Genomic DNA, 21894 nt, shown 5'->3' on the forward strand with positions numbered 1-21894 from the left:
GTCACCGTGACCGGCGATGCGGGCAACAACACCATCACCCCCACGCTGGGCCTGGCCCGGTATGTGGATGGCGGTGCGGGCATCGATACCGTGGTGATCCCGGCCAACCTGGGCCAGACCTTCGTGCAGCACAACGCAAGCGGCAGCACCACCCTGCAGCGCCTGACCGACGGGGCGATGCTGGATGTGACCAACGTGGAGCGCGTGACCCTTACCGACACCAAGCTGGCGCTGGACCTGAATGGCCATGCGGGCGAAGCCGCCAAGCTGCTCGGAGCCCTGGCCGGCCCGAGCGCCTTGTCCAACAAGGGCGTGGTGGGCGAAGTCATCCGCCTGCTCGATGCGGGGGCCAGCAGCCAGACCATTGCGGGCCTGGGGCTGCAGTTGCTGGGTGCGAACACGCCCACGCAGATCGCGCAGACCTTGTGGACCAATGTGGTGGGCCGTGCGGGCACGGCGCCCGAGCTCAAGATCCTGACCGACATCATGGCCGGCGGGGTCTCGGCCGCAGACCTGGTGGTGATGGCCGCGCACCTGGATGCCAATGCGGTGCGCATCGATCTGGTGGGGCTTACGGCCAAGGGCTTGGAGTTCGCCTGATTTCCCGCTGGTGGCCTGCACAGCACGGCCACCACGGGAGACTCAGGCGGGTGACTGTGCGTTGCCCTTGGCCGTGAACGCACTGCCAAAGCTGCGGTCCCACAGCGGCGCCACCTGGGCCGGACCGTCGAGCACGCCCAATTGCAGAAAGCTGTCGGCCACGGCCTGGTGGCCCCTGACCACGCCATCGTCCACGGCGCGCAGGTCGTAGTCGGTGCTGCGGTTGTTCCACAGCTCGATCAGGTCGCCCACGGGCACGCGCGTCTCTTCGGACTGCGCGCGGGCATAGGCCAGATAGTTGCCGTTGGCCCACAGGTAGGCGCGGCGCAGGCGCTGCAGGTAATCGCTGATGGCGGTGTGCCTGAGCGGATCCTGAATGGACCTGGGGTTGGCATAGACCGGGAAGTTGCCCGACAGGTAGCCATCGCCCGTCTTGAGCACGCGCGCCCCATAGCGCAGCCGCGCCAGCTGGCCGTTGTAGCCATAAATGGCCCATGCATCCAGGTCGCCCCGGTCGAAGGCCGAGAGGCCATCGGCCGGTGAGAGGTTCACCGCGTTGATGTCGGCAAACGACAACCCGGCTTCGGCCAGTTGCCGACTCAGGTAATAGTGCGAGGTGGTGGCGCGCACATAGCCCACGCGTTTTCCCTTGAGATCCGCAATGCGCTGGATCGGCGCGTCCTTGCGCGCCAGTGTGACCTGGTTGTTCAGGTCTTCGCGCACCACGGCGATGAAGCGCACCTGCGCCTTCTGGCGTGCCGCGAACAGGGCGGGGATCTCGCTGCCCGAGCCCAGGTCCAGCGCATCGCCGTTGATGGCCTCGATGTGCAGTACGCCGTTGTTGAGCTCGCGCCATTCGATGCGGTAGGGCGTCTGGCCCTGGCCGCTGGCTGCGATCAGGGCGCGCCACAGGCCCTTGTAGGTGCCGATGCGCAGCGTGACCTTGGACAGATCGTTGGCATCTGCCGCCAGCACGGGTGCGCCGAGGGTCGCCAGCGTGGTGGCGCCCAGGCCGGCGCGCAAAAGGGTGCGGCGGCGGGTGCCGGAGGTCGTTGGAAATGGCATGGAGAAAGTCCTTTCGTCGTTCTGCGGGAACCCCAAGGTTCCGGCAATCGCCTGCCGGCCCCAACGACCATTGCGTAGCAACGATATGCGGAAACCGGCGGATCGGCGCTGGCGCCTGCCTCATGCTGAAACCGAATGTGCACGCGCGGTTTTCTTCGTTGGCGTGATGGCTGGCGGGCCTTAAGGTGGCAGGCAATACCCCCACCCTAGGCCGCCCCATGTCCTCTGCCACGCTGCTGAATTCGCCCCACCTGCCTGCCCGCAACCCCGTGCCCCAGCGCAAGGACTGGTTCGACCCGCCCGCCGCGCGCCCCACGGTGCAGGCCGAGCGCCGCCACCGGCAGGAGAACCTGGCCGTGGCCTTTCGCCTGTTCGCACAGCATGGCTTCGACCATGGCCTGGCGGGCCACATCACGGCGCGCGATCCGGAGTGGGCGGACCATTTCTGGGTCAACCCCTTGGGCCTGCATTTCTCGCAGATCAAGGTGTCCGACCTGCTGCTGGTCAATTCCCTGGGCGAAATCGTGGTCGGCAACGGCCCGCTGAACCGTGCGGCCTTTGCCATCCATGCCGCGCTGCACGAGGTGCGGCCTGACATCGTGGCCGCTGCGCACACGCATTCGACCTACGGCAAGGCCTGGTCGGCACTGGGCCGCCGGCTCGATCCGCTGACGCAGGACTCGTGCATCTTCTACGAGGACCACGCCCTGTTCGACGACTTCACCGGCGTGGTGCTGGAGACCGACGAGGGTTTTCGCATCGGTGAAGCCCTGGGTCACAAGAAGGCCGTGATCCTGCAGAACCACGGCATCCTCACGGCGGGCCCCTCGGTGGAGGCGGCTGCCTGGTGGTACATCGCGCTCGAGAACGCCTGCCACACCCAGCTGCTGGCCGAGGCCGCGGGCGTGCCCCGGCCCATCCGCCCCGAGGTGGCGCGCCACACGCATTCGCAGATCGGCGGGCCGGGCGGGGCGCATTTCACCTTCAAAAGCCTGTTCGACATTGTGGTGCGCGAGCAGCCCGAGGTGCTGCAGTGAACGCGCCGCTCACGGCAGGCCAACTGGCCCGCACACTGGCCGTGGAGTTCGGCGCGCGCGCCGCGGCGCATGACCGCGAGGGCAGCTTTCCGCACCGCAACTTCGCCGAGCTGCAGCAGGCCGGCCTGTTGTCGCTGGCGGGCGCACGCCACCTGGGCGGGCAGGGCGCCTCTCTGGCCCAGTTGGCCGAGGTGGTGGGCGCCGTTGCCCAGGGCTGCGCGGCCACTGCGCTGGTGCTGACCATGCAGTACATGCAGCAGCGCGCCATGGGCCGGGCGGGCTCGCCCTGGCCCGAGACGCTGGCGCGCCAACTGGTGCAGGAGTCGGTGCGTGAAGTCTCGCTGGCCAACGCCCTGCGCGTGGAGCCCGAGCTGGGCTCGCCCGCACGCGGCGGGCTGCCGGCCACGGTGGCGCGGCGCGCCGGCGATGGCTGGCGCATCAGCGGGCACAAGATCTATTCCACCGGCGCGCCCATCCTGCGCTGGTACGTGGTGTGGGCAAGGACCGATGAAGACGTCCCGCGCACTGGCGCCTTTCTGGTGCGGGCGGGCGCGCCCGGGGTCCGCATCGAGCCCACCTGGGACCACCTGGGCCTGCGCGCCAGCGGCAGCCATGACGTGCATTTCGATGGCGTGCCTGTTCCGGCCCAGCATGCGCTGGAGCTGCGCCTGCCCCAGGACTGGTCACGCGGCGACCACGCCACACAGGCCGAAATGGTGCTGCTGCTCGGTTCGCTCTACACCGGCGTGGCGCGGGCCGCGCGTGCGTGGCTGCTCGATTTCCTGCGCACGCGCACCCCCGCCAGCCTGGGCGCGCCGCTGGCCAGCCTGCCGCGCGTGCAGGAGGCCGTGGGTGCCATCGAGGGCCGGCTGCTCACCAACGACCGCCTGCTGGCTGGCCTGGCGGCCGACCTGGATGCCGGCATTGTGGTGCCCTCGGTGGACAGCGGACTGATCAAGTCCACCACCACCCACAATGCCGTGCGCGCAGTGGAAGCGGCGCTGTCGCTCACCAGCAACCATGGCCTGGCGCGCAGGAATCCGCTGGAGCGCCACCTGCGCGATGTGCTGTGCGGGCGCGTGCACACGCCGCAGGACGACAGCGTGCTCGTGGCCGCCGGCAGAGCGGCTCTGGTGTGACAGGGCAATGCGGTCCCGGGGTGCCGACCCCGGACGGATGTCCGCTGCATGCGAAAACCGCATATCCATGGATGCAAGGCTTCTTTGGCCTGGCGCGCCGCGGGTGCTGCAATGAAGCCTGTCCAATCCGATCACTTCTTGTCCAACGCCATCATGCTGCGCCGCCAATTCCACCATTTGCTCACCGCGTCCGTCGCCGCCAGTTCCTTCCTCTCGCCGGTGCTCACGCATGCCCAGTCGCGTGTGTTGCTGCGCGCGGGTGACCAGAAGGGCGGGCTGCAGGCCCTGCTCGATGCCGCTGGCGAACTCAAGAACCTTCCCTACAACATCAAGTGGAGCGAGTTCCCTGCCGCGGCCCCGCTGGCCGAGGCGCTCAATGCCAATGCCGTGGACTTCGGCCCCATCGGCGATGCGCCGCTGCTGTTCACCCTGGCGGCCGGCAGCCGCGTCAAGGCCTTTGCCGTGAGCCGCTCCGATGCCTATGGCACGGCGGTGCTGGTGGCGCCCAATTCGCAGCTCAAGACCGCGGCCGACCTCAAGGGCAAAAGCATTGCCACCAACCGCGGCTCCATCGGGCACTTCGTCACGCTCAAGGCGCTGGAATCCGCTGGCCTCAAGGCCGATGACGTGCAACTGCGCTTCATCCCCCCGGCCGATGCGAAACTGGCCCTGACCCAGGGCTCGGTGGACGCCTGGGCCACCTGGGAACCCTACACCGCGCTGGCCGAGACCAGCGGCCATGCGCGCGTGCTGGTCAACGGGCGTGGCCTGTGGACCGGGCTGAGTTACCTGGCCGCGACCGATGCGGCCCTGGCCGAGAAGGCAGCCGTGCTGCAGGACTTCAAGGAGCGCGTGGAGCGTGCGCAGGTCTGGTCGTACAAGAACGCCAAGCCCTTTGGCCAGTCGCTGGCGCGCATCATCGGCATCCCCGCCGATGCCGCGCAGCTGCAGTTCGAGCGCCGCGCCACGCGCTGGCAGGACATCGACGCCCAGGTGATCGCCGACCAGCAGCGCACGGCCGATTTCTACCTGGCGGCCGGCCTCATCAAGCAGCGGCTGGACGTGCGCGCCACCTTCGATACCCGCTTCAACACCGGAAAAGCCTGACACCTGGCCCTGTGGCCCCACATGCCGGGGCATTTCGTCCTGCGCCAGCAGCCTTGCGCGCCGCGCCGCACAATCGGCGCCTATGAATTCTTCCTCGACGATGCTGCGCCTGATCAGTGTGGCTGCTTTTGCCAGCATGGCGTCCATGCGCATCTGCGACCCCATGCTGGTTGCCTTGTCCCGCGAATTCCAGGTCACCACGGGCGATGCCTCGGCCGTGATCGCCGCCTTCGCTGTGGCCTATGGCGTGCTGCAGCTGTTCTACGGCCCGCTGGGCGACCGCTTTGGCAAGGTGCGCGTGATCATCAGTGCCACGTTTGCCTGCGCGGTGTTCAGCGCCATCACGGCGCTGGCGCCCACACTGCCGATGCTGGTGGCTTCACGCGCATTCATGGGTGCAGCGGCGGCCGGCATCATCCCGTTGTCCATGGCCTGGATCGGGGACAGCGTGGCCTATGAGCAGCGCCAGGAAACGCTGGCCCGGCTCATGGTGGCCACCGTCTCGGGGATGATGGCCGGCCAGTGGTTCGGCGGCTTCGCCGTGGAGGTCCTGGGCTGGCGCCTGGCGTTTGCCGTGTTGTCATTGTTGTTCCTTAGCGCCGCCACCATGCTGTTGCGCCAGGTGCGCCTTACAGCGGCACGTGCGGTCGCATCCGGTGAAGCGGCGGCAGAGCCAGCGCCATTCTCGCTGCCGGCCTATCTGGCCACCACCAGGCGCCTGCTGCGCATGCCGCGCGTGCGCTGGGTGCTGGCCATCGTTGCGGTGGAGGGGGCCCTGGGCTTTGGCACCATGGCCTTCGTGCCGGCACGCATGGTCGATGGCTTTGGCCTGTCCCCATCGGCGGCGGGCGGGGTGATGGTGCTGTATGGCGTGGGCGGGCTGGTCTACAGCCTCATGGCGCGCCGCTGGCTGGCCATGCTGGGTGAGAAAGGCCTGGCATTGCTGGGCGCAACGATGATCGGCGGGGGGCTGCTGTTGCTGGCCTGGGCACCGCTGGTACCCCTGGCGGTGCTGGGCTGCTTCTCTGCCGGCCTGGGCTTCTACATGCTGCACAACACCTTGCAGGTGCAGGCCACACAGATGGCGCCCGAGGCGCGCGGCACGGCGGTCACGCTGTTCGCCTGCCTGCTGTTCCTGGGCCAGTCGCTGGGGGTTCTGGCCGTTGCGGCCAGTGTGGACCGGGGCTGGATCGCTCAGGTTTTCTCCATAGCCGCCGTGTGCGTGGTGGTGCTGGGTGTGCTGGTCTCGCGCAGGGTCAATGGGCGGGTTGTGCAGGGCACGACCGCCTGATTTCAGCGTCTAAATAACCAAACTGTCTTATTACCCAATTTTTTGATAGTTGGTTTCTTTATGTTGCAATAGTACATTCCCTTATCCTTTTCATCCAGGGCCGGACCCTTAGAACCTGTTCAAGATCTTTTTACAGCCGCGTTGGAGTGCAATCGGGATGAGTGGATGCTTCGGGTGCGCCGCATGGGCTCGTGCCCATGCAAGCAGCCGGGGCGTCCAATCGCCCGATTTCACTCCAAACCGAAGGGCAAGTGCCTTTTGCCTTCGGCGAAACCTTCGGTTTTCGGGCGGTCTGCGGCGTTGCGGCGCTTGTTGATAGCCGAGCTATCAACTGCACACCGCGCCTTGCATCCCATCCCGAAAAGGGACTTGCGCGGCTGCAAAAAGATCTTGAACAGGTTCTTAGACAGGGCACGGCGGCCCTTTGCGTTTCATGATCGACTTACGGGGTATCACCCAGATTTACCCGGGCCCCCAAGGCCCGGTGGAAGCCCTCAAGGGCATCGACCTGCACATCGAGGCTGGCGAGGTCTTCGGCATCATCGGCAAGAGCGGTGCGGGCAAGAGCTCGCTGGTGCGTGTCATCAACCTGCTCAACCGGCCCACGAAGGGCGAGGTCATCGTCAATGGCCGTGACTTGGCCAAGCTCGACGACGCGCAACTGCGCGAGGCGCGGCGCGACATCGGCATGGTGTTCCAGCACTTCAATCTGCTGTCCTCGCGCACGGTGTTCGACAACGCCGCGTTGCCGCTGGAGCTGGCGGGCATGGACAAGGCCGCCATCCGCGAGCGCGTGAACCCGCTCTTGGAACTGGTGGGCCTGTCGGCCCTGGCCAAGCGCTACCCGGCGCAGATCAGCGGCGGGCAAAAGCAGCGCGTAGGCATTGCGCGCGCGCTGGCCAGCCGCCCCAAGGTGCTGTTGTCGGACGAAGCCACCTCGGCGCTGGACCCCGAGACCACGCGCTCCATCCTCGACCTGCTTCGCCAGGTGAACCGCGAGCTGGGCCTCACGGTGGTGCTCATCACCCACCAGATGCAGGTCATCAAGCAGATCGCCGACCGGGTGGCCGTGATCGAGGCCGGCCGCATCGTGGAGCAGGGCCGCGTGCTGGAGGTGTTCACCCGGCCCCAGCAGGCCATCACCAAGAGCCTGATCGATGAGATATTGCCGCAGGAGCTGCCCGCCAGCGTGCTCGACCACGTGCGCAAGCTCACCAGCCAACTGGCCACCACGGCGCCCGGCAACGCAGGCCGCCTGCTTCGCCTGTCGTACTCGGGCGACAGCGCCTACCAGCCCATCTTGTCTCAGCTGATCCGCGAGTTCGGCGTGGACATGAGCATCCTGCACGGCCAGGTCGACGAGATCCAGGACGAGACCTTCGGTTCGCTCGCCGTGTATGCCAGCGGCGAGCCCGCGCGCCTGCGCGGTGCAGTGGAACACCTGCGCGCCGGCGGCGTGGCCGTCGAAGAAGTCACGATCGAGACCTGAGGGAGCAAAGACCATGTTCGACCATTTCACTCCGGCCATGCTGGAACTCTTTGCCTCGTCCCTGTGGGAGACGCTCATCATGGTGGGCATCTCGGGCATCGTCGGCGGCCTCATCGGCGTGCCGCTGGGCGTGTTCCTGCGCCTCACCGACCACGGCGGCGTGCTGCAGAACGGGCCGGTCAACAAGCTCGTTGGCTGGCTGGTGAATGCGGTGCGCTCCACGCCCTTCATCATCCTGCTGGTGGCGATCATTCCGTTCACGCGCTTCATCACGGGCTCTTCCATCGGAACGGCTGCGGCCGTGGTGCCGCTGACCATTGCTGCTGCTCCTTTTGTTGCGCGGCTGGTGGAGGCTGCGTTGCGCGAGGTGGACCATGGGCTGGTCGAAGCCGCCCAGGCCATGGGCGCGACCACCAGCCAGATTGTCTGGAAGGTGCTGTTGCCTGAGGCCTTGCCTGGTATCGTTGCTGGGCTGACCATTACCTTTGTCAGCCTGACCGGCTACTCTGCCATGGCGGGGGCCATTGGTGGTGGTGGGTTGGGGGATCTGGGGATCCGGTATGGGTACCAGCGGTTCTTGCCGGAGATCATGCTGGCGGTGGTTCTGGTGTTGATCTTTTTTGTGCAGGCGGTGCAGAGTTTGGGGGATTGGGCTGTGCGTAGGCTGAGCCATCGCTAGTCTCTGTGGTGGTTGCCGCATGCCTTGATTGAGGGCGGGAGCCGGGATGTGCGCCCGGCGGCGCACCTACTTTCTTTTTGCGCAAAAAGAAAGTAGGCAAAGAAACAGCGCCCCGCTGTCTGCGTCCCTTCGCTTCGCTACGGGCAACCTGCGATGCTCGGTCCTGGGGTGGCGTCGCGGAACTCGCTACGTTCTTCGAACTCCGCTCAAACATCCGCGACGAGCCAGATCACGAAGCGTGTGTGTCCTTCGGCACACACGCCCACCCCAGGCCCTGCGCTTCTCGGCGCAGCCAGAAGGGGTGGGGAGCGGGTACCACACGGCTGCTGCTTGCGCAGCGGCGCCGGGTGTCGGTTACGCGCTGCGCGCTGCCGACGGGCGGCACAGCCACCCTGGCGAGCCGAGCGCAGCGAAGGACCACACGGCCGAGCGAAGCAATGGCCCGTGTTGGTATCCACCCCTTCTGACCGTGCCGAGAAGCGCAGGGCCTGGGGTGAGCGCGTGCCGAAGGACACGCGCATCGTTGTCAAGCTTGCCGCAGCTGTCTGAGCGGAGTTCGAAGAACGTAGCGAGTTCTGCGGCACACCCCAGGACCGAGCATCGCAGGCTGCCCCCTCGCCTGCGGCGAGGGGGACACGGGCAGCGGGGTCGCCTTTCTTTGGGGTACGTTTCTTTGGCGACGCAAAGAAAGGTACCTCGGCCGCCGGGCCGAGACCCGGCTCCCGCACTTGGCAAAGGCACGCAGCAACCAAGGCCGCGGGACCGAGACCTGACCCGGCCTTCAACCAAAGCACACAGCGACCATCACCATCAGCTTTTCAACGGCGGAATGCGATAGTGGTACCCATACACCTCGGTAAACCCCAACCCCGCATACAAACGCCGAGCCACCTCATTGACCGCCCGCACCTGCAGATAAGCCGACACAGCCCCCGCATCCCGCCCCCACTGCAGCAGCGCACCCACCAACGCTCGCCCATGCCCCTGTCCACGGAAGGCAGGCTCGACCACGATGTCATACAGCCCGATGGAACCACGCTCCAGCACCGCCAGCCCGAATCCGATGGTCTGGCCCGCGCCATCGCGCAGGCTGGCAAACGCACAGGGCAGGGCGATGGCATGCACCATGCCGTGGTGCATGGCGTGGTACTGCGCACGCACCCCATTGGCCGCGGCAAAGCCATCGAGCCAGGTGGCCGAAGGCGTCGCATCGATCTGCACGCCGGCATGGGCCCGCGCCGCGTCCAGTCCGGCGCTGGCCATCACCAGGGAAGGGTCGAAGTGCGTGTAGCCGGCGTCAGCCAGTTCCTGGTCGGCTTGCGCAGGCGCCAGGGGTGACATGCGGAACACCGGCGGCAGCCCGTGCCGCGCATACAGTACCTCGGCTGCGGCGCGCACGCCACTGAACGACGCACCTGCCTCGATGGCATTCACCGAATTGGCGCGCTTGGTGAAGCCGCCCGACAGGCGGAACACCCAGCCGCCCTGCAGCACACTCTGGCGCGCGGGCCAGGCATTGAAGGCGCGTTCTTCAAGGGCGCGAACGGTATCGGGATGGGCGGGGGTGTGCAGGCTGGAAGGCGTATCGAAAGGCATTCCTCCTTATACCAACTGCATGCGACATCACGCCCCCAGCCGGATGCCCGCAATGCCCGCGAACACGAGCACGGCCGCCACGATGCGCCCCGGCCCGACGCGCTCCTTGAGCACCCAGGCCGAGACCAGCGCCACCAGCAGCACACTGGTTTCGCGCAGGGCCGACACCTGCCCCATGGGCGCACGCGCCAGGGCCCACACGGCGGTCCAGTAGGCGCCCATCTGCATGGCGCCCGCGGCTGCACACAGCTGCAGCGCGCGGCGGTCCACGGCAAAGGCGCGCGGCCCCTTCCACCACAGCACGATGAGCGCCGTGGCCATGCCATCGCCCAGCGTGACGAGCACCGCGAAGCCGATGGCGGCACCGGACTGCCGGGCGCCGAGTGCGTCCACCACGGTGTAGGCAGCGATCAATGTGCCGGTCAGCAGCGCATAGCCCACGGCCTTGCGGTGGTGGGCTTTCGGGCCGGCCTTCTTGAGCAGCGCCAGCGACAGCACACCGGCACACAGGCACAACACCCCCAGCAGGCTGCCGGCACCTGGCCATTCACCGGCGAGCAGTGCACCACCCGCCATCACCATCACGGGCGCCGAGCCGCGCGCGATGGGGTAGACCTGCCCCAGATCGCCATGGTTGTAGGCCAGCGGCAGCGCAAAGTGGTAAGCCGTGTGGATGGCGATGGACAGCGCCAGCAGCCCCCAGGCCGGGGCCATGGGCGGCAGTTCCACCCAGGGCAGGGCCAGCAGCGACAGCGCGCTGCCGACCAGGGTGGTGAGGGCCATGGCGGTGGTGCAGTCGCCGCCGATTTTGATGGCGCTGTTCCAGCCTGCGTTGAGCACGGCGGACAGCAGCACGATGAAAAAAACGTCATTGCTCAGCATCCGGGGATGGTCTTGCCGGCTCAGACATCTGTAAAGTTGAATTCAATGACTGCTAGATTCAGGATTTCTGATGCGTAACCTTAACCTCGACCAAGTGCAGACCCTGGTGGCCATTGCCGACCTGGGCACCCTGGCCGCCGCCGCACAGGCGCTGCACCTGGCGCCGCCCACGGTAAGCCTGCACATCAGCGAGCTCGAATCGCGCCTCGGCGCCCAGCTGGTGGTGCGCGGCCGCAGGCAGGCCAGCCTGACGCCCGCGGGCGAGGCCCTGGTGGCAGGTGGCCGCCGCCTGCTCGCTGGCGCCGACGAGGTGGTGGAGCAGGTGCGCCGCCGCGCCCGGGGCCTGGAAGGCCTGGTGCGCCTGGGCACCACGGCCGGCGTCAGCCCGCACCTGCTGCCGCGCCTGGTGGACATGCTGGCGCACCAGAGCCCGGGTGTGGACGTGCGGCTCGATGTGCTCGGCTCTGCCGAGGCCATGGCGCGCCTCGCGGCGGGCACGCTGGACCTGGCCATCGTCGCCCTGCCGCAGGCCGCCACCGGGCAGGTGCAGGTGCAGCACTGGCGCAGCGACCCCATGGTGGCGCTGCTGCCGCCGGGCTGGAAGGCGCCCCGGCGTATCACGGCCGAGTGGCTGGCAGAACACCCCTGGATGTCGTTCGGCCCCGCCACGCAGATGCACCGCCTGATCGCCGCCTGGTTCGCCCAGGCCGGGCTGCACGGGCGCCCGCGCATGGAGCTCAACCACCCCCTGGCACTGCGCAGCCTGGTTGCGGCCGGGCAGGGCGCGGCCCTGCTGCCGCTGGAGCAGCCCGAGGTACGCCGTGACGACCCCGACAACGCCGGCCTGCAGGTGCACCCGCTGCATCCGCCGCTGCTGCGCGAGCTGGGCCTGGCCTGCCGCACGGACCAGGCGCGCGGCGCGGCCACGCGTGCGGTGCTCGATGCGCTGCAGGCCTTGTCAGCCCGTTGACCTCAGAGGTGCTTGTAGAAAAAAGTAGTGCCGCAGAACGCCCCGTCGGGCATCAGCGCATAGCGCGGCACGGTCCCCACGCGCTGCCAGCCCGCGCGCTCGTACAGGCGCTCGGCGTCGCCGCCGGTCACCGTGTCCAGCACCAGCACGCTCTTGCCTTCGCTGCGCGCCGCATCGTCCAGCGCGGCCATCAGGCGCTGCGCCACGCCCTGGCGGCGTGCCTTGCGGTGCACCAGCATCTTGGCCACGTCGGCGCGGTGGGGCTGGTTGTCGGGCATGGCGGTGATGAGCTGCACCGTGCCCACGATGCCATCGCCAGCGCTCTCGGCCACCAGCAGCACGCGCTCGTTGCGCGCCACGCCCTCGGCCACGCCGCGCCAGAAGGCCAGGGCCTTGTCGTGCGGCAAGGGCGCCATGAAGCTCACCGATGCACCGCCATGCACGCAGTCGATCAGCACCTCGGCCAGGGCCTCGGCACTGGCGGCGGCCTCGTTGGCGCCCAGGCGGCGCACGGTGATGGTTGTGTCGGTGGTGACGGCGTTCATGGCGTTCTCCGGGTGGGTTGGAAGGGCAGGGTGGCCAGCGCCACCAGGTAGCGCGCGTCCTGCTGGGTGGGGTTGTGGAACACGATGGGCTGCGACAGCCGCATGGCCAGGCAGTCGCCGGCCTGCAAGTGCCAGGTAGCCTCGCCCACCGTGAGGTCCATGGCACCCTCGATCAGCCAGACCTGCTGGTGGATGTCGGCGTCGTGTACGGCCGAATCCAGTGCCACGCGCTGGCCTGCGGGGAAGACCACCTCCACCAGCTGCAGCGGCGAGGGGGAGGGCGGCGACAGCCGGCGCCGCACATAGCCCGAGGCCGGGTCCCGCCACAGGGGCTGGTCGCCCGCGCGGATGAAGGGCGAGGGCGGCTCGGTGGCCGGGGTGCCATCATCGAAGAACGAGGCCAGCGCCACGCCCAGGCCGACGGCCAGCTTGTCGAGCACCGCAGCTGTGGGGCTGCTCTGGCCGCGCTCGATCAGCGAGATGTTGGAGCGGCTCACGCCGCTGCGCTCGGCCAAAGCCTCCAGGGAGTAGCCGCGAGCGTCGCGCAGTTCGCGCAATCTTTGGGCAATGCGGGTGTGGATGTCCATGGTTCCAGTTTAATGGATTTTTAATCCAGTATGTTGGATTGATGTGCGAACATGCCTTCGCGGCGATACTTGGGACAAGACATACCCATAAGGAGACACCGTGACGACGACGCTGCTGCCACTGCAACCGCTCGATGCCGGCCTGCTGGCCCGCGCCTTGCCCCTGCTCGACGAGGAATGGCTTGCGCGCGACGCCGACCTGGCCCCCGTGCTGCCTGTGGTGCTGGCGCGCAATGTGGGGCAGGACTGGCACAAGGCCGGCACCTTCCGCCACCACTTGGCGGGCGTGGCACGCTCGCTGGCCATGTGGCAGCAGCCGCGCGACGTGCGCCTCTTGGGCCTGCTGCACAGCGTCTACGGCAATGCCTTCGTGGACCTGGTGAAGTTCGACCCCGCCAGGGAACGCGCCCGCGTGCGCGAGATCGCGGGCGAATCGGCCGAGCACCTGGTCTACCTGTTCTGCACCCAGTCGCGCACGCAGTTCGTGCATCGCGTGCTGGCCGGCGCACTCGAATCCGATGGCAGCCTGGTTCTGGAGAAGGACGGCAAGCCCCACACGCTCACGCCCTACGAGGTGGCGGCCTTCACCATCGTCAGCATGGCCGACACCATCGAACAGTGGTTCAGCTGGCAGGACGACATCTATTCGCGTTTCCCCACCGTGCAGCAGCGCCCGCAGGCCGTGCACTGGGCGGCCTCGCTCTGGCCCGGCCCCATGCGTCCCAGCGGCCGCATGGTCAGCCAGATCAATGCGCTGGGCCGGGCGCTGCAGCACCCGGGCCTGAAGGGCCTGCTGCCCATGCCGCCCGTCTTCAACGGCTGCACGGCCGAGTTGTCGGCCACCGACGAGGCCGCGGCCACCTCCCTGTACTGGTCGGTGATCCAGCAGGACCAGCCCTTGGCCGACCTGGACGTGGCCACCGCCGTGCTGGAAAGCGCGGTGCGCCACAACCCCTGGGTAGGCGAGCCGCAGATGGTGCTGGCCCAGCTCTACCTGTCGGCCGGGCGCAATGCGGATTCCGCTGCCGCCGCGGCCAGCGCGCTGCAGCAGTTCAGCGCCTGGGGCAACTCGTGGGACAAGCGCGTGCAGTGGGATGCCTGGGTGGCGTGGACGCGCATCCTGCAGCAATCGGCCACTGAGGGCACCTGGCCCGAGCGCCTGGACAAGCTCAACAACGTGGCGCTGCGGGGTTGACGCCAGATTGACGGCTTTATATCTAATGGATCTAAGGTAATTAAAAGTTATTCTTTTGCGTTTTAAAGGGCAAACCCTATAGTTGAAACATCTCATAACGAAAGGTGTTTCCGTGAACAAGCGCTCCCTCCTGCAATCCGCTCTCGCCCTGGCCCTGGCCGCCGGTTTCGCCACGGGCGCCATGGCGCAGGACAAGCCCCTGAAGATCGGCGTGACGGGCGGCCCGCACGCGCAGATCTTCGAAGTGGTCAAGAAGATTGCCGACAAGGAAGGCCTCAAGATCCAGGTCGTCGAGTTCAGCGACTATGTGCAGCCCAACGCCGCCCTGGCCGCAGGCGACCTGGACGCCAACAGCTACCAGCACCAGCCCTACCTGGACAACCAGGTCAAGGACCGCGGCTACAAGCTGGTGTCGGTGGCCCAGACAGTCAACTTCCCCATCGGCCTGTATTCCAAGAAGGTCAAGAAGCTCGAAGACCTGAAGGAAGGCGCCAAGTTCGGCATTCCCAACGACCCCACCAACGGCGGCCGTGTGCTGCTGGTGCTGCAGGACAAGGGCCTGATCAAGCTGCGCGACGGCGCCGGCCTCAAGGCCACGCCGCTGGACGTGGTGAGCAACCCCAAGAAGCTCAAGTTCGTGGAGCTCGACGCCGCCCAACTGCCCCGTTCGCTCGACGATCTCGATGCCTCGGCCATCAACACCAACTTCGCGCTGTCGGCGGGCCTGAACCCCGGCAAAGACGCCATCACGCAGGAAAACGCCAAGAGCCCGTACGTCAACGTGCTGGTGGTGCGCGAAGCCGACAAGGGCAAGCCCTGGGTGAACCAGCTGGTCAAGATCTACCACTCGGAAGAAGTGCGCAAGTTCATCCAGACCGAGTTCAAGGGCTCGGTGCTGCCAGGCTTCTGAGCCCGGCACACGAAAGGGCGGCGGCAGGCCGCCCTTTTTCATTGACGAGCTTGCGAGACACACCATGAACTTCCAGCAACTGCGCTCCGTGCGCGAGACCGTGCGCAGCGGCTTCAACCTGACCGAGGTGGCCAACATCCTCTACACCTCGCAGCCGGGCGTGAGCCGCCAGATCCGCGAGCTGGAGGAGGAGCTGGGCATCGAGATCTTCGTGCGCGCCGGCAAGCGCCTCACCGGCCTCACACCGCCGGGCGCGGCCGTGCTGCCCATCGTGGAGCGCCTGCTGCACGACGCCGACAACCTGCGCCGCGCCGGGCAGGACTACAGCGCCAGCCACGAAGGCCGGCTGGCCATTGCCGCCACGCACTCCCAGGCACGCTATGCGCTGCCCCAAGTGGTGCGCGACTTCCGCGCCATGTTCCCGCAGGTCTCGCTGCACCTGCACCAGGGCTCGCCCAAGCAGGTGGCCGAGATGCTGCTCAGCGGCGAGGCCGACATCGGCGTGGCCACCGAGGCGCTGGCCCACTACGAGGCCCTGGTCACCCTGCCGTGCTACCGCTGGACGCACAGCATCGTCGTGCCGCCCGAGCACCCCTTGCTGGCGCTGACCGAGCCGGTCACGCTGCAGCAGCTCACCGAGTACCCCATCATCACCTACGAGCTGGGCTACACCGGCCGTGCCCACATCGACGAGGCCTTCGCGCGCGAGGGCCTGCGCCCCGACGTCGTGCTCTCGGCCATGGACGCCGACGTGATCAAGACCTATGTGGAGCTGGGCATGGGCGTGGGCATCGTCGCCTCCATCGCCGTCGACCCCGAGCGCGACCGCCAGCTGCGTGCGCTCGACGCACGCCACCTGTTCGAGGTCAACACCACCCGCCTGGCCGTGCGCAAGGGCACCTGGCTGCGCGGCTATGCCTACAGCTTCATCGAGACCTTTGCGCCCACGCTGCAGCGCGAGGCGGTGGAAAAGGCCGTGCGCGCCACCGGCACGCCGCTGGAGTAGGGCACCCCCTGCGCCAAGGCCAGCTTTCTCATAAGTTCAGAAGGATTCGTTCGTTGCTGCGCAGGCCGCCGGGCAGCAGACTCGGCCCATGGCCACGGTTCAACGACGACAACAAGCATCCATCGGCGCGCACGCCCCAGAGGGCGAGGGCACGGGCGACGCCGACTCCCAGCAGTTGGACCGCGTGGTGGGCTGGTTGCTCGACGGCCTGGACTGGGGCGCACAGCTGTTCCATGTGGGGCAGTACTGCGGGCGCTGGAAGGCCTCCACCGCGGGGCATGCGCAGGCCAGCTTCCACCTGATCCTTGAGGGCCGCTGCTGGCTGCACATGCCCGGGCGCGCATCGGTGGCGCTGGTGCCGCGCGACGGCGTGTTCCTGATGCGCGACGTGCCGCATTTCCTCTCGCCGTATTCCGACCCCGGCATCGAGTGCAGGCCGATGGCCATGCAGGCGCTGGCCGCACGCCCGACCCTGGGGTCCACGGCGCTCGCCTGCGGCTTCTTCTCGTTCGAGGGGCCGCTGCGCGCACTGGTGGCCGATGTGGTGCCCGAGTCGCTGGTGCTGCGCGGCTCGGACGCCTCCATGGCCGCCGCCGCTTCGCTGTTCGACCTGATGCTGCTGGAAGCGCGCCGTACCGGCACCGAGCCCTCGGCCGTGATGGACCGGCTCACCGGCCTGCTGTTCTTCTACGCGTTTCGGCACGTGGCGCAGAGCGATCCCGGCGCACGCGGCCTGTGGCTGCTGCTGCGCCGGCCGGGCTTTGCCGCGCTGGTGGCCGACATGCTGCAGGCCCCCGCGCACCCCTGGTCGGTGGATGACATGGCGCGCCGTGTGCACCTTTCGCGGGCCGCGTTCTTTCGCCAGTTCGGCGAGGCCTGCGGGCGCTCGCCGCTGCAATTCCTGTTGCTGCTCCGGATGCAGGTGGCTGCGCGCCAGCTCGAGCAGGGCGAATCCATCGGCCGCGCGGCCGAGGCGGTGGGCTACGAGTCGTATGCCGCGTTCTCGCGCGCCTTCAAGCGGGTGATCGGCGAACAGCCGGGTGCCTGGCAGCGCGCGCGTTCGCGCGACCCACGGCGCGCAGCCGCCGCAACGGCCGCCACCGGCGCGCACGAACAGGCATAAAGCCGCGATCTTCGGTCATTGAGTGCGCGGCGCCGCACGCCAACAATCCAGCCTCGACTTCCATCGCGTTCCGCTCCCCTTCACGCCACCCCTGCAAACACCCCGCCGCCATGCCCACCCGCCTCACATTGCACACCGAAGCCTCCGCCCCCGAAGGCAGCCGTCCCTTCGTGGCACGGGCCCTGGCCAACAATGGCTTCCTGCCCAACCTCATCGGCATCCTGGCCAACTCGCCCGAGGCGCTGGAGACCTACCTCAGCGTCGCCAAGCTCAATGCGCGCGGCACGCTCACGCTGGCCGAGCGCGAGGTGGTGCAGATCACCGCGGCGCGCATTCACGGCTGCGACTTCTGCGTGGCCGGGCACACGGCGGTGGCGCTCAAGCAGGCGGGGCTTGCGCTGGAGCAGGCGCAGGCCCTCCAGGCCGGCCAGGCCACCGGCGACGCCCGGCTTGATGCCGTGCGCGTGTTCGCCGAAGCCGTGATCGCCCAGCGCGGGGCGGTGCCGGACGCCGCGCTCGCCGCCTTCCTGGGCGCGGGCGGCTTCACCCAGCAGCAGGCGCTGGAGGTGGTGCTGGGCATCAGCCTGGCCACCCTGTGCAACTTCGCCAACAGCCTGGCGCAAAGCCCCGTCAACCCCGAGCTGCAGCCTTACCTGCCCGGCAATCTGAAGACCCCCAGCGCACAGGCGGCCCCCCATGCTGCATGAGTCGCACAGCGCCTGGTTTGCCGAGAGCGCGCAGGCCCTGGACGAGGACAGCACCCTGGCGGCCGAGGTCGTGCCACGCCTGGCCAGGGCCGGGGCGTTCGCGGTCGATGGCCAGGGCGGGTCGCTGTGGGATGCGGTCGAGTCGATCGCACAGGTGGCCGGCCACTCGCTGACGGCCGCCTTCGCCTTCTGGGGCCACCGCGCGTTCATCGAGTACCTGCTGCAGTCGCCCAATGCGGCGCTGCGCCAGCGCTGGCTGCCGGTGCTCATCGCGGGCGAGCACGCAGGCGCCACCGGCCTGTCCAACGCCATGAAGTACCTGGGTGGCATCGAGTCGCTGGGCATCCAGGCGACGGCCCGGGCCGGAGGCTGGTGGCTCGATGGCAGTGTGCCCTGGTGCACCAACCTGCGGCCCGAAGGCTTCGTGGCCGCGGCAGTGGTGGCCCGCAGCGATGCGCCGCCCTTGGTCATGGCGCTGCCCTCGGGCCGGGCAGGCCTGGTGCGCAGCGCCGACCTGGACCTGATCGCCCTGCGCGGCAGCAACACGGCGTCGCTGACCATCACGGCGGTGGAGGTCTCGCCCGACGATCTGCTGCACGACAATGCCAACGCCTTCCTGCCGCGCGTGCGCCCGGCCTTCCTGGGCTTGCAGTGCGGGCTGTCCATCGGCCTGGCGCGCGCCGCGCTGGCCACGGCCGCCAAGGCGGCCGGCGGTGGCCGTGGAGGGCGCAGCGTGCTCGACGAACCCCTGCAGACCCAGCGCGCTCGCCTGGATGCCAGCGTGGCCGCGCTGCGCGAGGGCCTGGCCAGCGGGCGCTTTCTGGAGCAGCCGGCGCTGCTGTTCCAGCTGCGGCTGGACCTGGCCGACACCGTGCAGCAGGCCGTTCAGCTCGAGCTGCAGGCCAGCGGCGGGCGGGCCTACCACCGCGACCAGGCGCTGAGCTTCGCGCGCCACTGGCGCGAGGCGGCCTTCATCCCCATCGTCACGCCCAGCGTCATGCAGTTGCGCGGCGAGCTGGCGCGGCGGGCGCAGCAACAGGCCGATGCCGCAGCCACCCCGGCTGCGCTACCCCAGGCCCTTGCGGCCAACGCGGCGTGACCGGTACCACTGCCACCGCCGTGGACACGCCCGTGGTGCAGGCCCGGGGCCTGGGCTTTCGCTATGCGCAGGACCCGGGCGAAGCGGTGTTTTCCGATGTGTCTCTGTCTGTCGGGCAGCGCGAAATCGTCTGCCTGCTGGGCGGCAGCGGCTGCGGCAAGTCGACCCTGCTGCGCGTGCTGGCCCGGCTCGAGGCGCCTGCGGACGCGGCCCACACCACCGGCCAGCTGCACTTCATGGGCGCGCCGCATCTGCGCCCGCACCCGCGTGCGGCGCTGGTCTTCCAGCAGCCGGCCCTGCTGCCCTGGCTCAACGCCGAGCGCAACGTGGGCTTTGGCCTGGACTTCACGCACCAGCCCACCCTCACGCGCGGCGCCCTGCGCCAGCGGGTGGACGAGGCGCTGGCCGCCGTCGGACTGCAGGGCCAGGGCCGGCTGTTCCCGGCGCAGCTGTCGGGCGGCATGGCGCAGCGCGTGGCGCTGGCCCGCGCCCTGGTGCGCGAGCCTGTGCTGCTGCTGGCCGACGAGCCTTTCTCCGCGCTGGACGCGATCACCCGGGCCGAGATGCAGCAACTGCTGGTGGACCTGGTGCACCGCTGGCAGACCGCCGCGCTGCTGGTCACACACGACATCGATGAAGCCCTGCTCGTGGGCGACCGCATCGTGCTCATGGGCGGGCGGCCCGGCCGCATCGTGCGCGAATGGCGGGTCGACACCGCCCGGCCGCGCAGGGCCGATTCGCCCGAGGCCGGCGCCCTGCGGCTGCAGATCCTGGGTGCTCTGCACGCTGCCCGGCATGCCGGCGCCACCCCATCACCCTGACCGAATGAACCACCCTTGAAAGAGCCGATCACCATGACCGAGAGCACCACCGCGCGCCCGCCCGTAGCCCCGCACATCTGCGCATCGAGCCACTGCGACTGTGGCCTGACGCGCCGCGACATGCTGCGCCTGGGCGCCCTGGCCACCGGCGGCATCGCCGCGCCGCTGCTGTTCGCCAACGAGGCGCGCGCCCAGGCTTTCAAGGGCGACGACCAGCCCGTGAAGATCGGCTACCTGCCCATCACCGACGCCACGCCGCTGCTGGTGGCCCACGGCCGTGGCCTGTTCGAGAAACAAGGGCTCAAGACCGAGGCGCCCCGGCTGTTCCGCTCCTGGGCGCAGATCGTCGAGGCCTTCGTCGCGGGCCAGGTCAATGTCATCCACCTGCTTACGCCCGCCACGCTGTGGGTGCGCTACGGCTCCAGGTTCCCGGCCAAGATCGTGGCCTGGAACCACATCAATGGCTCTGCCCTCACGGTGCTGCCAGAGGTGAACAGCATCGCCGAGCTGGGCGGCAAGACGGTGGCGGTGCCGTTCTGGTACTCGGTGCACAACATCCTGCTGCAGGACGTGCTGCGCAAGGAAGGGCTTTCGGCCGTGACGCGTCCGCGCGAAGCCGCCATCGGCCCCAGGGAGGTGAACCTGGTCGTGCTGGCGCCGGCGGAAATGGTCTCGGCCCTGGCCTCCAGGGCCATTGCCGGCTTCATCGTGGCCGAGCCCTTCAACGCCGCAGCCGAACTGGCCGGCGTGGGCAAGATCCTGCGCTTTTCGGGTGATGTGTGGAAGGACCACGCCTGCTGCGTCACCTTCCTGGCCGAGCGTGACCTGGCCGAGCGGCCCGAGTGGTCGCAGCGCGTCACCAACGCCATCGTGCAAGGGCAGCTGTGGACGCGCGACAACCGGCTGGAGACCGCATCGCTGCTGTCCAGCACGGGCGAGCGCCGCTACACGCCGCACCCGGCGCGCACGCTGGCCAAGGTGCTGGCCGCCACCGACTATGCCGACTATGAGGCCAAGGGCATCGTGCGCAACAAGGGCTGGCATCAGCGGCGCATCGACTTCCAGCCGTACCCCTACGCCTCGTACACCGAGCAGCTGGTGCGCTCCATCAAGGCCACCAAGGTAGAGGGCGACACCGGCTTCCTTGACAGGCTCGACCCGACGTTCGTCGCACAGGACCTGGTGGACACGCGCTTCGTGCGCAAGGCCATCGACAGCGTGGGCGGGCCCGGCGTGTTCGGCGTGCCGTCCGACTACACGCGGCGCGAAACCCTCATCGCCTGAGCGCCGTGGAGACCCGCCTGCGCAGGTTCGTGCTGCCCCTGGCCGGCGTCGCGCTGGTCGCGGTGCTGTGGTGGGCGGGCAGCCTGCTGCTGACCCGGCGCACCCCCATCGCCGCCGCCTTCGCGCCGCTGCCCTCGCTGGAGGCGCTGTGGCACCTGGTGGCCGGCGCCGACATCTGGCACCACGCATGGCTGAGCCTCAAGCGCGTGGCCGTGGGCCTGCTGCTGGCCGTGGCGGTGGGCGTGCCCCTGGGCATCCTCACCGGGGTATGGCGGCTGTTCGCGCAGGCCACCACGCCGGTGTTCCAGTTCCTGCGCATGATCTCGCCGCTGTCGTGGATGCCCATCGCCGTCATGGTGCTGGGCGTGGGCGATGCGCCGGTGTACTTCCTGCTCGCCTTTGCCGCCGTGTGGCCGATTTTGCTGAACACCTCGGCAGGCGTGGCCCAGCTCGATGCGCACTGGCTGCTGTTGGCCCGCAGCGTCTGCGCCACCCGGCGCGAAACGGTGCTGCGCGTCATTCTGCCGGGCATCACCGCGCACATCCTGACCGGGGTGCGCACCGCCATCGGCATCCTGTGGATCGTGCTCGTGCCCGCCGAGATGCTGGGCGTCTCCGCCGGCCTGGGCTATTTCATCCTGGACACCCGCGACCGCCTGGCGTACTCGGAGCTCATGGCCGCCATCGTGCTGATCGGTGCCCTCGGCTACCTGCTCGACCACTGCGCGCGCTGGCTGCACGCGCGGTGGCTGCACGCCTGAT

The 21894-nt window shown here is 68.6% G+C and carries 21 protein-coding genes and 1 pseudogene; 17 read left to right on the plus strand and 5 right to left on the minus strand.

What is annotated here, in order from left to right:
- Positions 1 to 600 (plus strand): annotated as a pseudogene (locus tag AC07X5_RS17415) (matrixin); the annotation flags it as partial.
- 42 nt (positions 601 to 642) lie between these two features.
- Here the strand turns inward: AC07X5_RS17415 and AC07X5_RS17420 are convergent.
- Positions 643 to 1665 (minus strand): ABC transporter substrate-binding protein, encoded by a 1023-nt coding sequence (locus AC07X5_RS17420; protein WP_494771167.1) that lies wholly within the window; start codon positions 1663 to 1665, stop codon positions 643 to 645.
- Positions 1666 to 1883: 218 nt separating this feature from the next.
- Between AC07X5_RS17420 and AC07X5_RS17425 the strand changes: the two genes are divergently transcribed.
- From AC07X5_RS17425 to AC07X5_RS17450, 6 genes are all read left to right on the plus strand, one after another.
- The gene (locus tag AC07X5_RS17425; protein ID WP_494771168.1) at positions 1884 to 2702 is read left to right on the plus strand and encodes a class II aldolase/adducin family protein; all 819 of its coding nucleotides are present in this window, start codon (positions 1884 to 1886) and stop codon (positions 2700 to 2702) included.
- Positions 2699 to 3841, plus strand: coding sequence for an acyl-CoA dehydrogenase family protein (locus AC07X5_RS17430; protein ID WP_494771169.1), 1143 nt, complete (start codon positions 2699 to 2701; stop codon positions 3839 to 3841). Before AC07X5_RS17425 ends, AC07X5_RS17430 begins: the two co-directional genes overlap by 4 nt.
- Positions 3842 to 3994: 153 nt before the next feature.
- On the plus strand, positions 3995 to 4948 hold the full coding sequence (locus AC07X5_RS17435; protein ID WP_494771333.1) for an ABC transporter substrate-binding protein: 954 nt from the start codon (positions 3995 to 3997) through the stop codon (positions 4946 to 4948).
- Between the two features lie 82 nt (positions 4949 to 5030).
- A complete protein-coding gene (locus tag AC07X5_RS17440) occupies positions 5031 to 6239 on the plus strand; it encodes an MFS transporter (protein ID WP_494771170.1) in 1209 nt (402 codons plus the stop codon).
- Positions 6240 to 6672: 433 nt separating this feature from the next.
- The gene (locus AC07X5_RS17445; RefSeq protein ID WP_494771171.1) at positions 6673 to 7728 is read left to right on the plus strand and encodes a methionine ABC transporter ATP-binding protein; all 1056 of its coding nucleotides are present in this window, start codon (positions 6673 to 6675) and stop codon (positions 7726 to 7728) included.
- A gap of 13 nt (positions 7729 to 7741) precedes the next feature.
- Entirely contained in the window at positions 7742 to 8407 is a 666-nt protein-coding gene (locus tag AC07X5_RS17450; protein ID WP_184860667.1) for a methionine ABC transporter permease, read from the plus strand.
- Positions 8408 to 9217: 810 nt separating this feature from the next.
- Here the strand turns inward: AC07X5_RS17450 and AC07X5_RS17455 are convergent.
- Both AC07X5_RS17455 and AC07X5_RS17460 read right to left on the minus strand, forming a co-directional pair.
- Positions 9218 to 10003, minus strand: coding sequence for a GNAT family N-acetyltransferase (locus AC07X5_RS17455; protein WP_409964091.1), 786 nt, complete (start codon positions 10001 to 10003; stop codon positions 9218 to 9220).
- Between the two features lie 27 nt (positions 10004 to 10030).
- Entirely contained in the window at positions 10031 to 10885 is an 855-nt protein-coding gene (locus tag AC07X5_RS17460; protein ID WP_494771172.1) for an EamA family transporter, read from the minus strand.
- A 70-nt stretch (positions 10886 to 10955) separates the two neighbouring features.
- Here AC07X5_RS17460 and AC07X5_RS17465 point away from each other — a divergent pair, with 70 nt between their 5' ends.
- Entirely contained in the window at positions 10956 to 11855 is a 900-nt protein-coding gene (locus tag AC07X5_RS17465) for a LysR family transcriptional regulator (RefSeq protein WP_494771173.1), read from the plus strand.
- A 2-nt stretch (positions 11856 to 11857) separates the two neighbouring features.
- Here the strand turns inward: AC07X5_RS17465 and AC07X5_RS17470 are convergent, their stop codons facing one another.
- Positions 11858 to 12400: a GNAT family N-acetyltransferase gene (locus AC07X5_RS17470; protein WP_494771174.1), complete on the minus strand. Its 543-nt coding sequence runs from the start codon at positions 12398 to 12400 to the stop codon at positions 11858 to 11860.
- Positions 12397 to 12987, minus strand: a complete 591-nt coding sequence (locus tag AC07X5_RS17475; RefSeq protein ID WP_494771175.1) for a helix-turn-helix domain-containing protein — start codon at positions 12985 to 12987, stop codon at positions 12397 to 12399. The genes AC07X5_RS17470 and AC07X5_RS17475 overlap by 4 nt, the downstream gene beginning before the upstream one ends.
- A gap of 100 nt (positions 12988 to 13087) precedes the next feature.
- Here AC07X5_RS17475 and AC07X5_RS17480 point away from each other — a divergent pair, with 100 nt between their 5' ends.
- From AC07X5_RS17480 to AC07X5_RS17520, 9 genes are all read left to right on the plus strand, one after another.
- Positions 13088 to 14182 carry a DUF6817 domain-containing protein gene (locus AC07X5_RS17480; protein ID WP_494771176.1) on the plus strand — a complete coding sequence of 365 codons (1095 nt, stop codon included), beginning with the start codon at positions 13088 to 13090 and terminating at the stop codon, positions 14180 to 14182.
- Between the two features lie 112 nt (positions 14183 to 14294).
- Complete coding sequence (locus AC07X5_RS17485; RefSeq protein ID WP_494771177.1) at positions 14295 to 15092, plus strand: MetQ/NlpA family ABC transporter substrate-binding protein; 798 nt, start codon at positions 14295 to 14297, stop codon at positions 15090 to 15092.
- A 64-nt stretch (positions 15093 to 15156) separates the two neighbouring features.
- A complete protein-coding gene (locus AC07X5_RS17490; RefSeq protein ID WP_409964103.1) occupies positions 15157 to 16098 on the plus strand; it encodes a CysB family HTH-type transcriptional regulator in 942 nt (313 codons plus the stop codon).
- A gap of 88 nt (positions 16099 to 16186) precedes the next feature.
- Positions 16187 to 17221 (plus strand): cupin domain-containing protein, encoded by a 1035-nt coding sequence (locus AC07X5_RS17495; protein ID WP_494771178.1) that lies wholly within the window; start codon positions 16187 to 16189, stop codon positions 17219 to 17221.
- 110 nt (positions 17222 to 17331) lie between these two features.
- On the plus strand, positions 17332 to 17928 hold the full coding sequence (locus AC07X5_RS17500) for a carboxymuconolactone decarboxylase family protein (protein WP_494771179.1): 597 nt from the start codon (positions 17332 to 17334) through the stop codon (positions 17926 to 17928).
- Positions 17918 to 19027 carry an acyl-CoA dehydrogenase family protein gene (locus AC07X5_RS17505; RefSeq protein WP_494771180.1) on the plus strand — a complete coding sequence of 370 codons (1110 nt, stop codon included), beginning with the start codon at positions 17918 to 17920 and terminating at the stop codon, positions 19025 to 19027. The genes AC07X5_RS17500 and AC07X5_RS17505 overlap by 11 nt, the downstream gene beginning before the upstream one ends.
- Positions 19024 to 19848 carry an ABC transporter ATP-binding protein gene (locus AC07X5_RS17510; RefSeq protein ID WP_494771181.1) on the plus strand — a complete coding sequence of 275 codons (825 nt, stop codon included), beginning with the start codon at positions 19024 to 19026 and terminating at the stop codon, positions 19846 to 19848. Before AC07X5_RS17505 ends, AC07X5_RS17510 begins: the two co-directional genes overlap by 4 nt.
- A 33-nt stretch (positions 19849 to 19881) precedes the next feature.
- The gene (locus AC07X5_RS17515; protein ID WP_494771182.1) at positions 19882 to 21132 is read left to right on the plus strand and encodes an ABC transporter substrate-binding protein; all 1251 of its coding nucleotides are present in this window, start codon (positions 19882 to 19884) and stop codon (positions 21130 to 21132) included.
- 5 nt (positions 21133 to 21137) lie between these two features.
- Positions 21138 to 21893 carry an ABC transporter permease gene (locus AC07X5_RS17520; RefSeq protein WP_494771183.1) on the plus strand — a complete coding sequence of 252 codons (756 nt, stop codon included), beginning with the start codon at positions 21138 to 21140 and terminating at the stop codon, positions 21891 to 21893.
- Position 21894: the final 1 nt, after the last annotated feature.

The organism is Acidovorax sp. GW458-11-26-14-TSB4 (assembly GCF_059423865.1).

Bases quoted from the DNA above. Each gene is read 5' to 3' on its own strand.
- AC07X5_RS17420 (WP_494771167.1), bottom strand. From the start codon at position 1,665: ATGCCATTTCCAACGACCTCCGGCACCCGCCGCCGCACCCTTTTGCGC.
- AC07X5_RS17425 (WP_494771168.1), top strand. From the start codon at position 1,884: ATGTCCTCTGCCACGCTGCTGAATTCGCCCCACCTGCCTGCCCGCAAC.
- AC07X5_RS17435 (WP_494771333.1), top strand. From the start codon at position 3,995: ATGCTGCGCCGCCAATTCCACCATTTGCTCACCGCGTCCGTCGCCGCC.
- AC07X5_RS17440 (WP_494771170.1), top strand. From the start codon at position 5,031: ATGAATTCTTCCTCGACGATGCTGCGCCTGATCAGTGTGGCTGCTTTT.
- AC07X5_RS17445 (WP_494771171.1), top strand. From the start codon at position 6,673: ATGATCGACTTACGGGGTATCACCCAGATTTACCCGGGCCCCCAAGGC.
- AC07X5_RS17450 (WP_184860667.1), top strand. From the start codon at position 7,742: ATGTTCGACCATTTCACTCCGGCCATGCTGGAACTCTTTGCCTCGTCC.
- AC07X5_RS17455 (WP_409964091.1), bottom strand. From the start codon at position 10,003: ATGCCTTTCGATACGCCTTCCAGCCTGCACACCCCCGCCCATCCCGAT.
- AC07X5_RS17460 (WP_494771172.1), bottom strand. From the start codon at position 10,885: ATGCTGAGCAATGACGTTTTTTTCATCGTGCTGCTGTCCGCCGTGCTC.
- AC07X5_RS17465 (WP_494771173.1), top strand. From the start codon at position 10,956: ATGCGTAACCTTAACCTCGACCAAGTGCAGACCCTGGTGGCCATTGCC.
- AC07X5_RS17470 (WP_494771174.1), bottom strand. From the start codon at position 12,400: ATGAACGCCGTCACCACCGACACAACCATCACCGTGCGCCGCCTGGGC.
- AC07X5_RS17475 (WP_494771175.1), bottom strand. From the start codon at position 12,987: ATGGACATCCACACCCGCATTGCCCAAAGATTGCGCGAACTGCGCGAC.
- AC07X5_RS17490 (WP_409964103.1), top strand. From the start codon at position 15,157: ATGAACTTCCAGCAACTGCGCTCCGTGCGCGAGACCGTGCGCAGCGGC.
- AC07X5_RS17495 (WP_494771178.1), top strand. From the start codon at position 16,187: ATGGCCACGGTTCAACGACGACAACAAGCATCCATCGGCGCGCACGCC.
- AC07X5_RS17500 (WP_494771179.1), top strand. From the start codon at position 17,332: ATGCCCACCCGCCTCACATTGCACACCGAAGCCTCCGCCCCCGAAGGC.
- AC07X5_RS17505 (WP_494771180.1), top strand. From the start codon at position 17,918: ATGCTGCATGAGTCGCACAGCGCCTGGTTTGCCGAGAGCGCGCAGGCC.
- AC07X5_RS17515 (WP_494771182.1), top strand. From the start codon at position 19,882: ATGACCGAGAGCACCACCGCGCGCCCGCCCGTAGCCCCGCACATCTGC.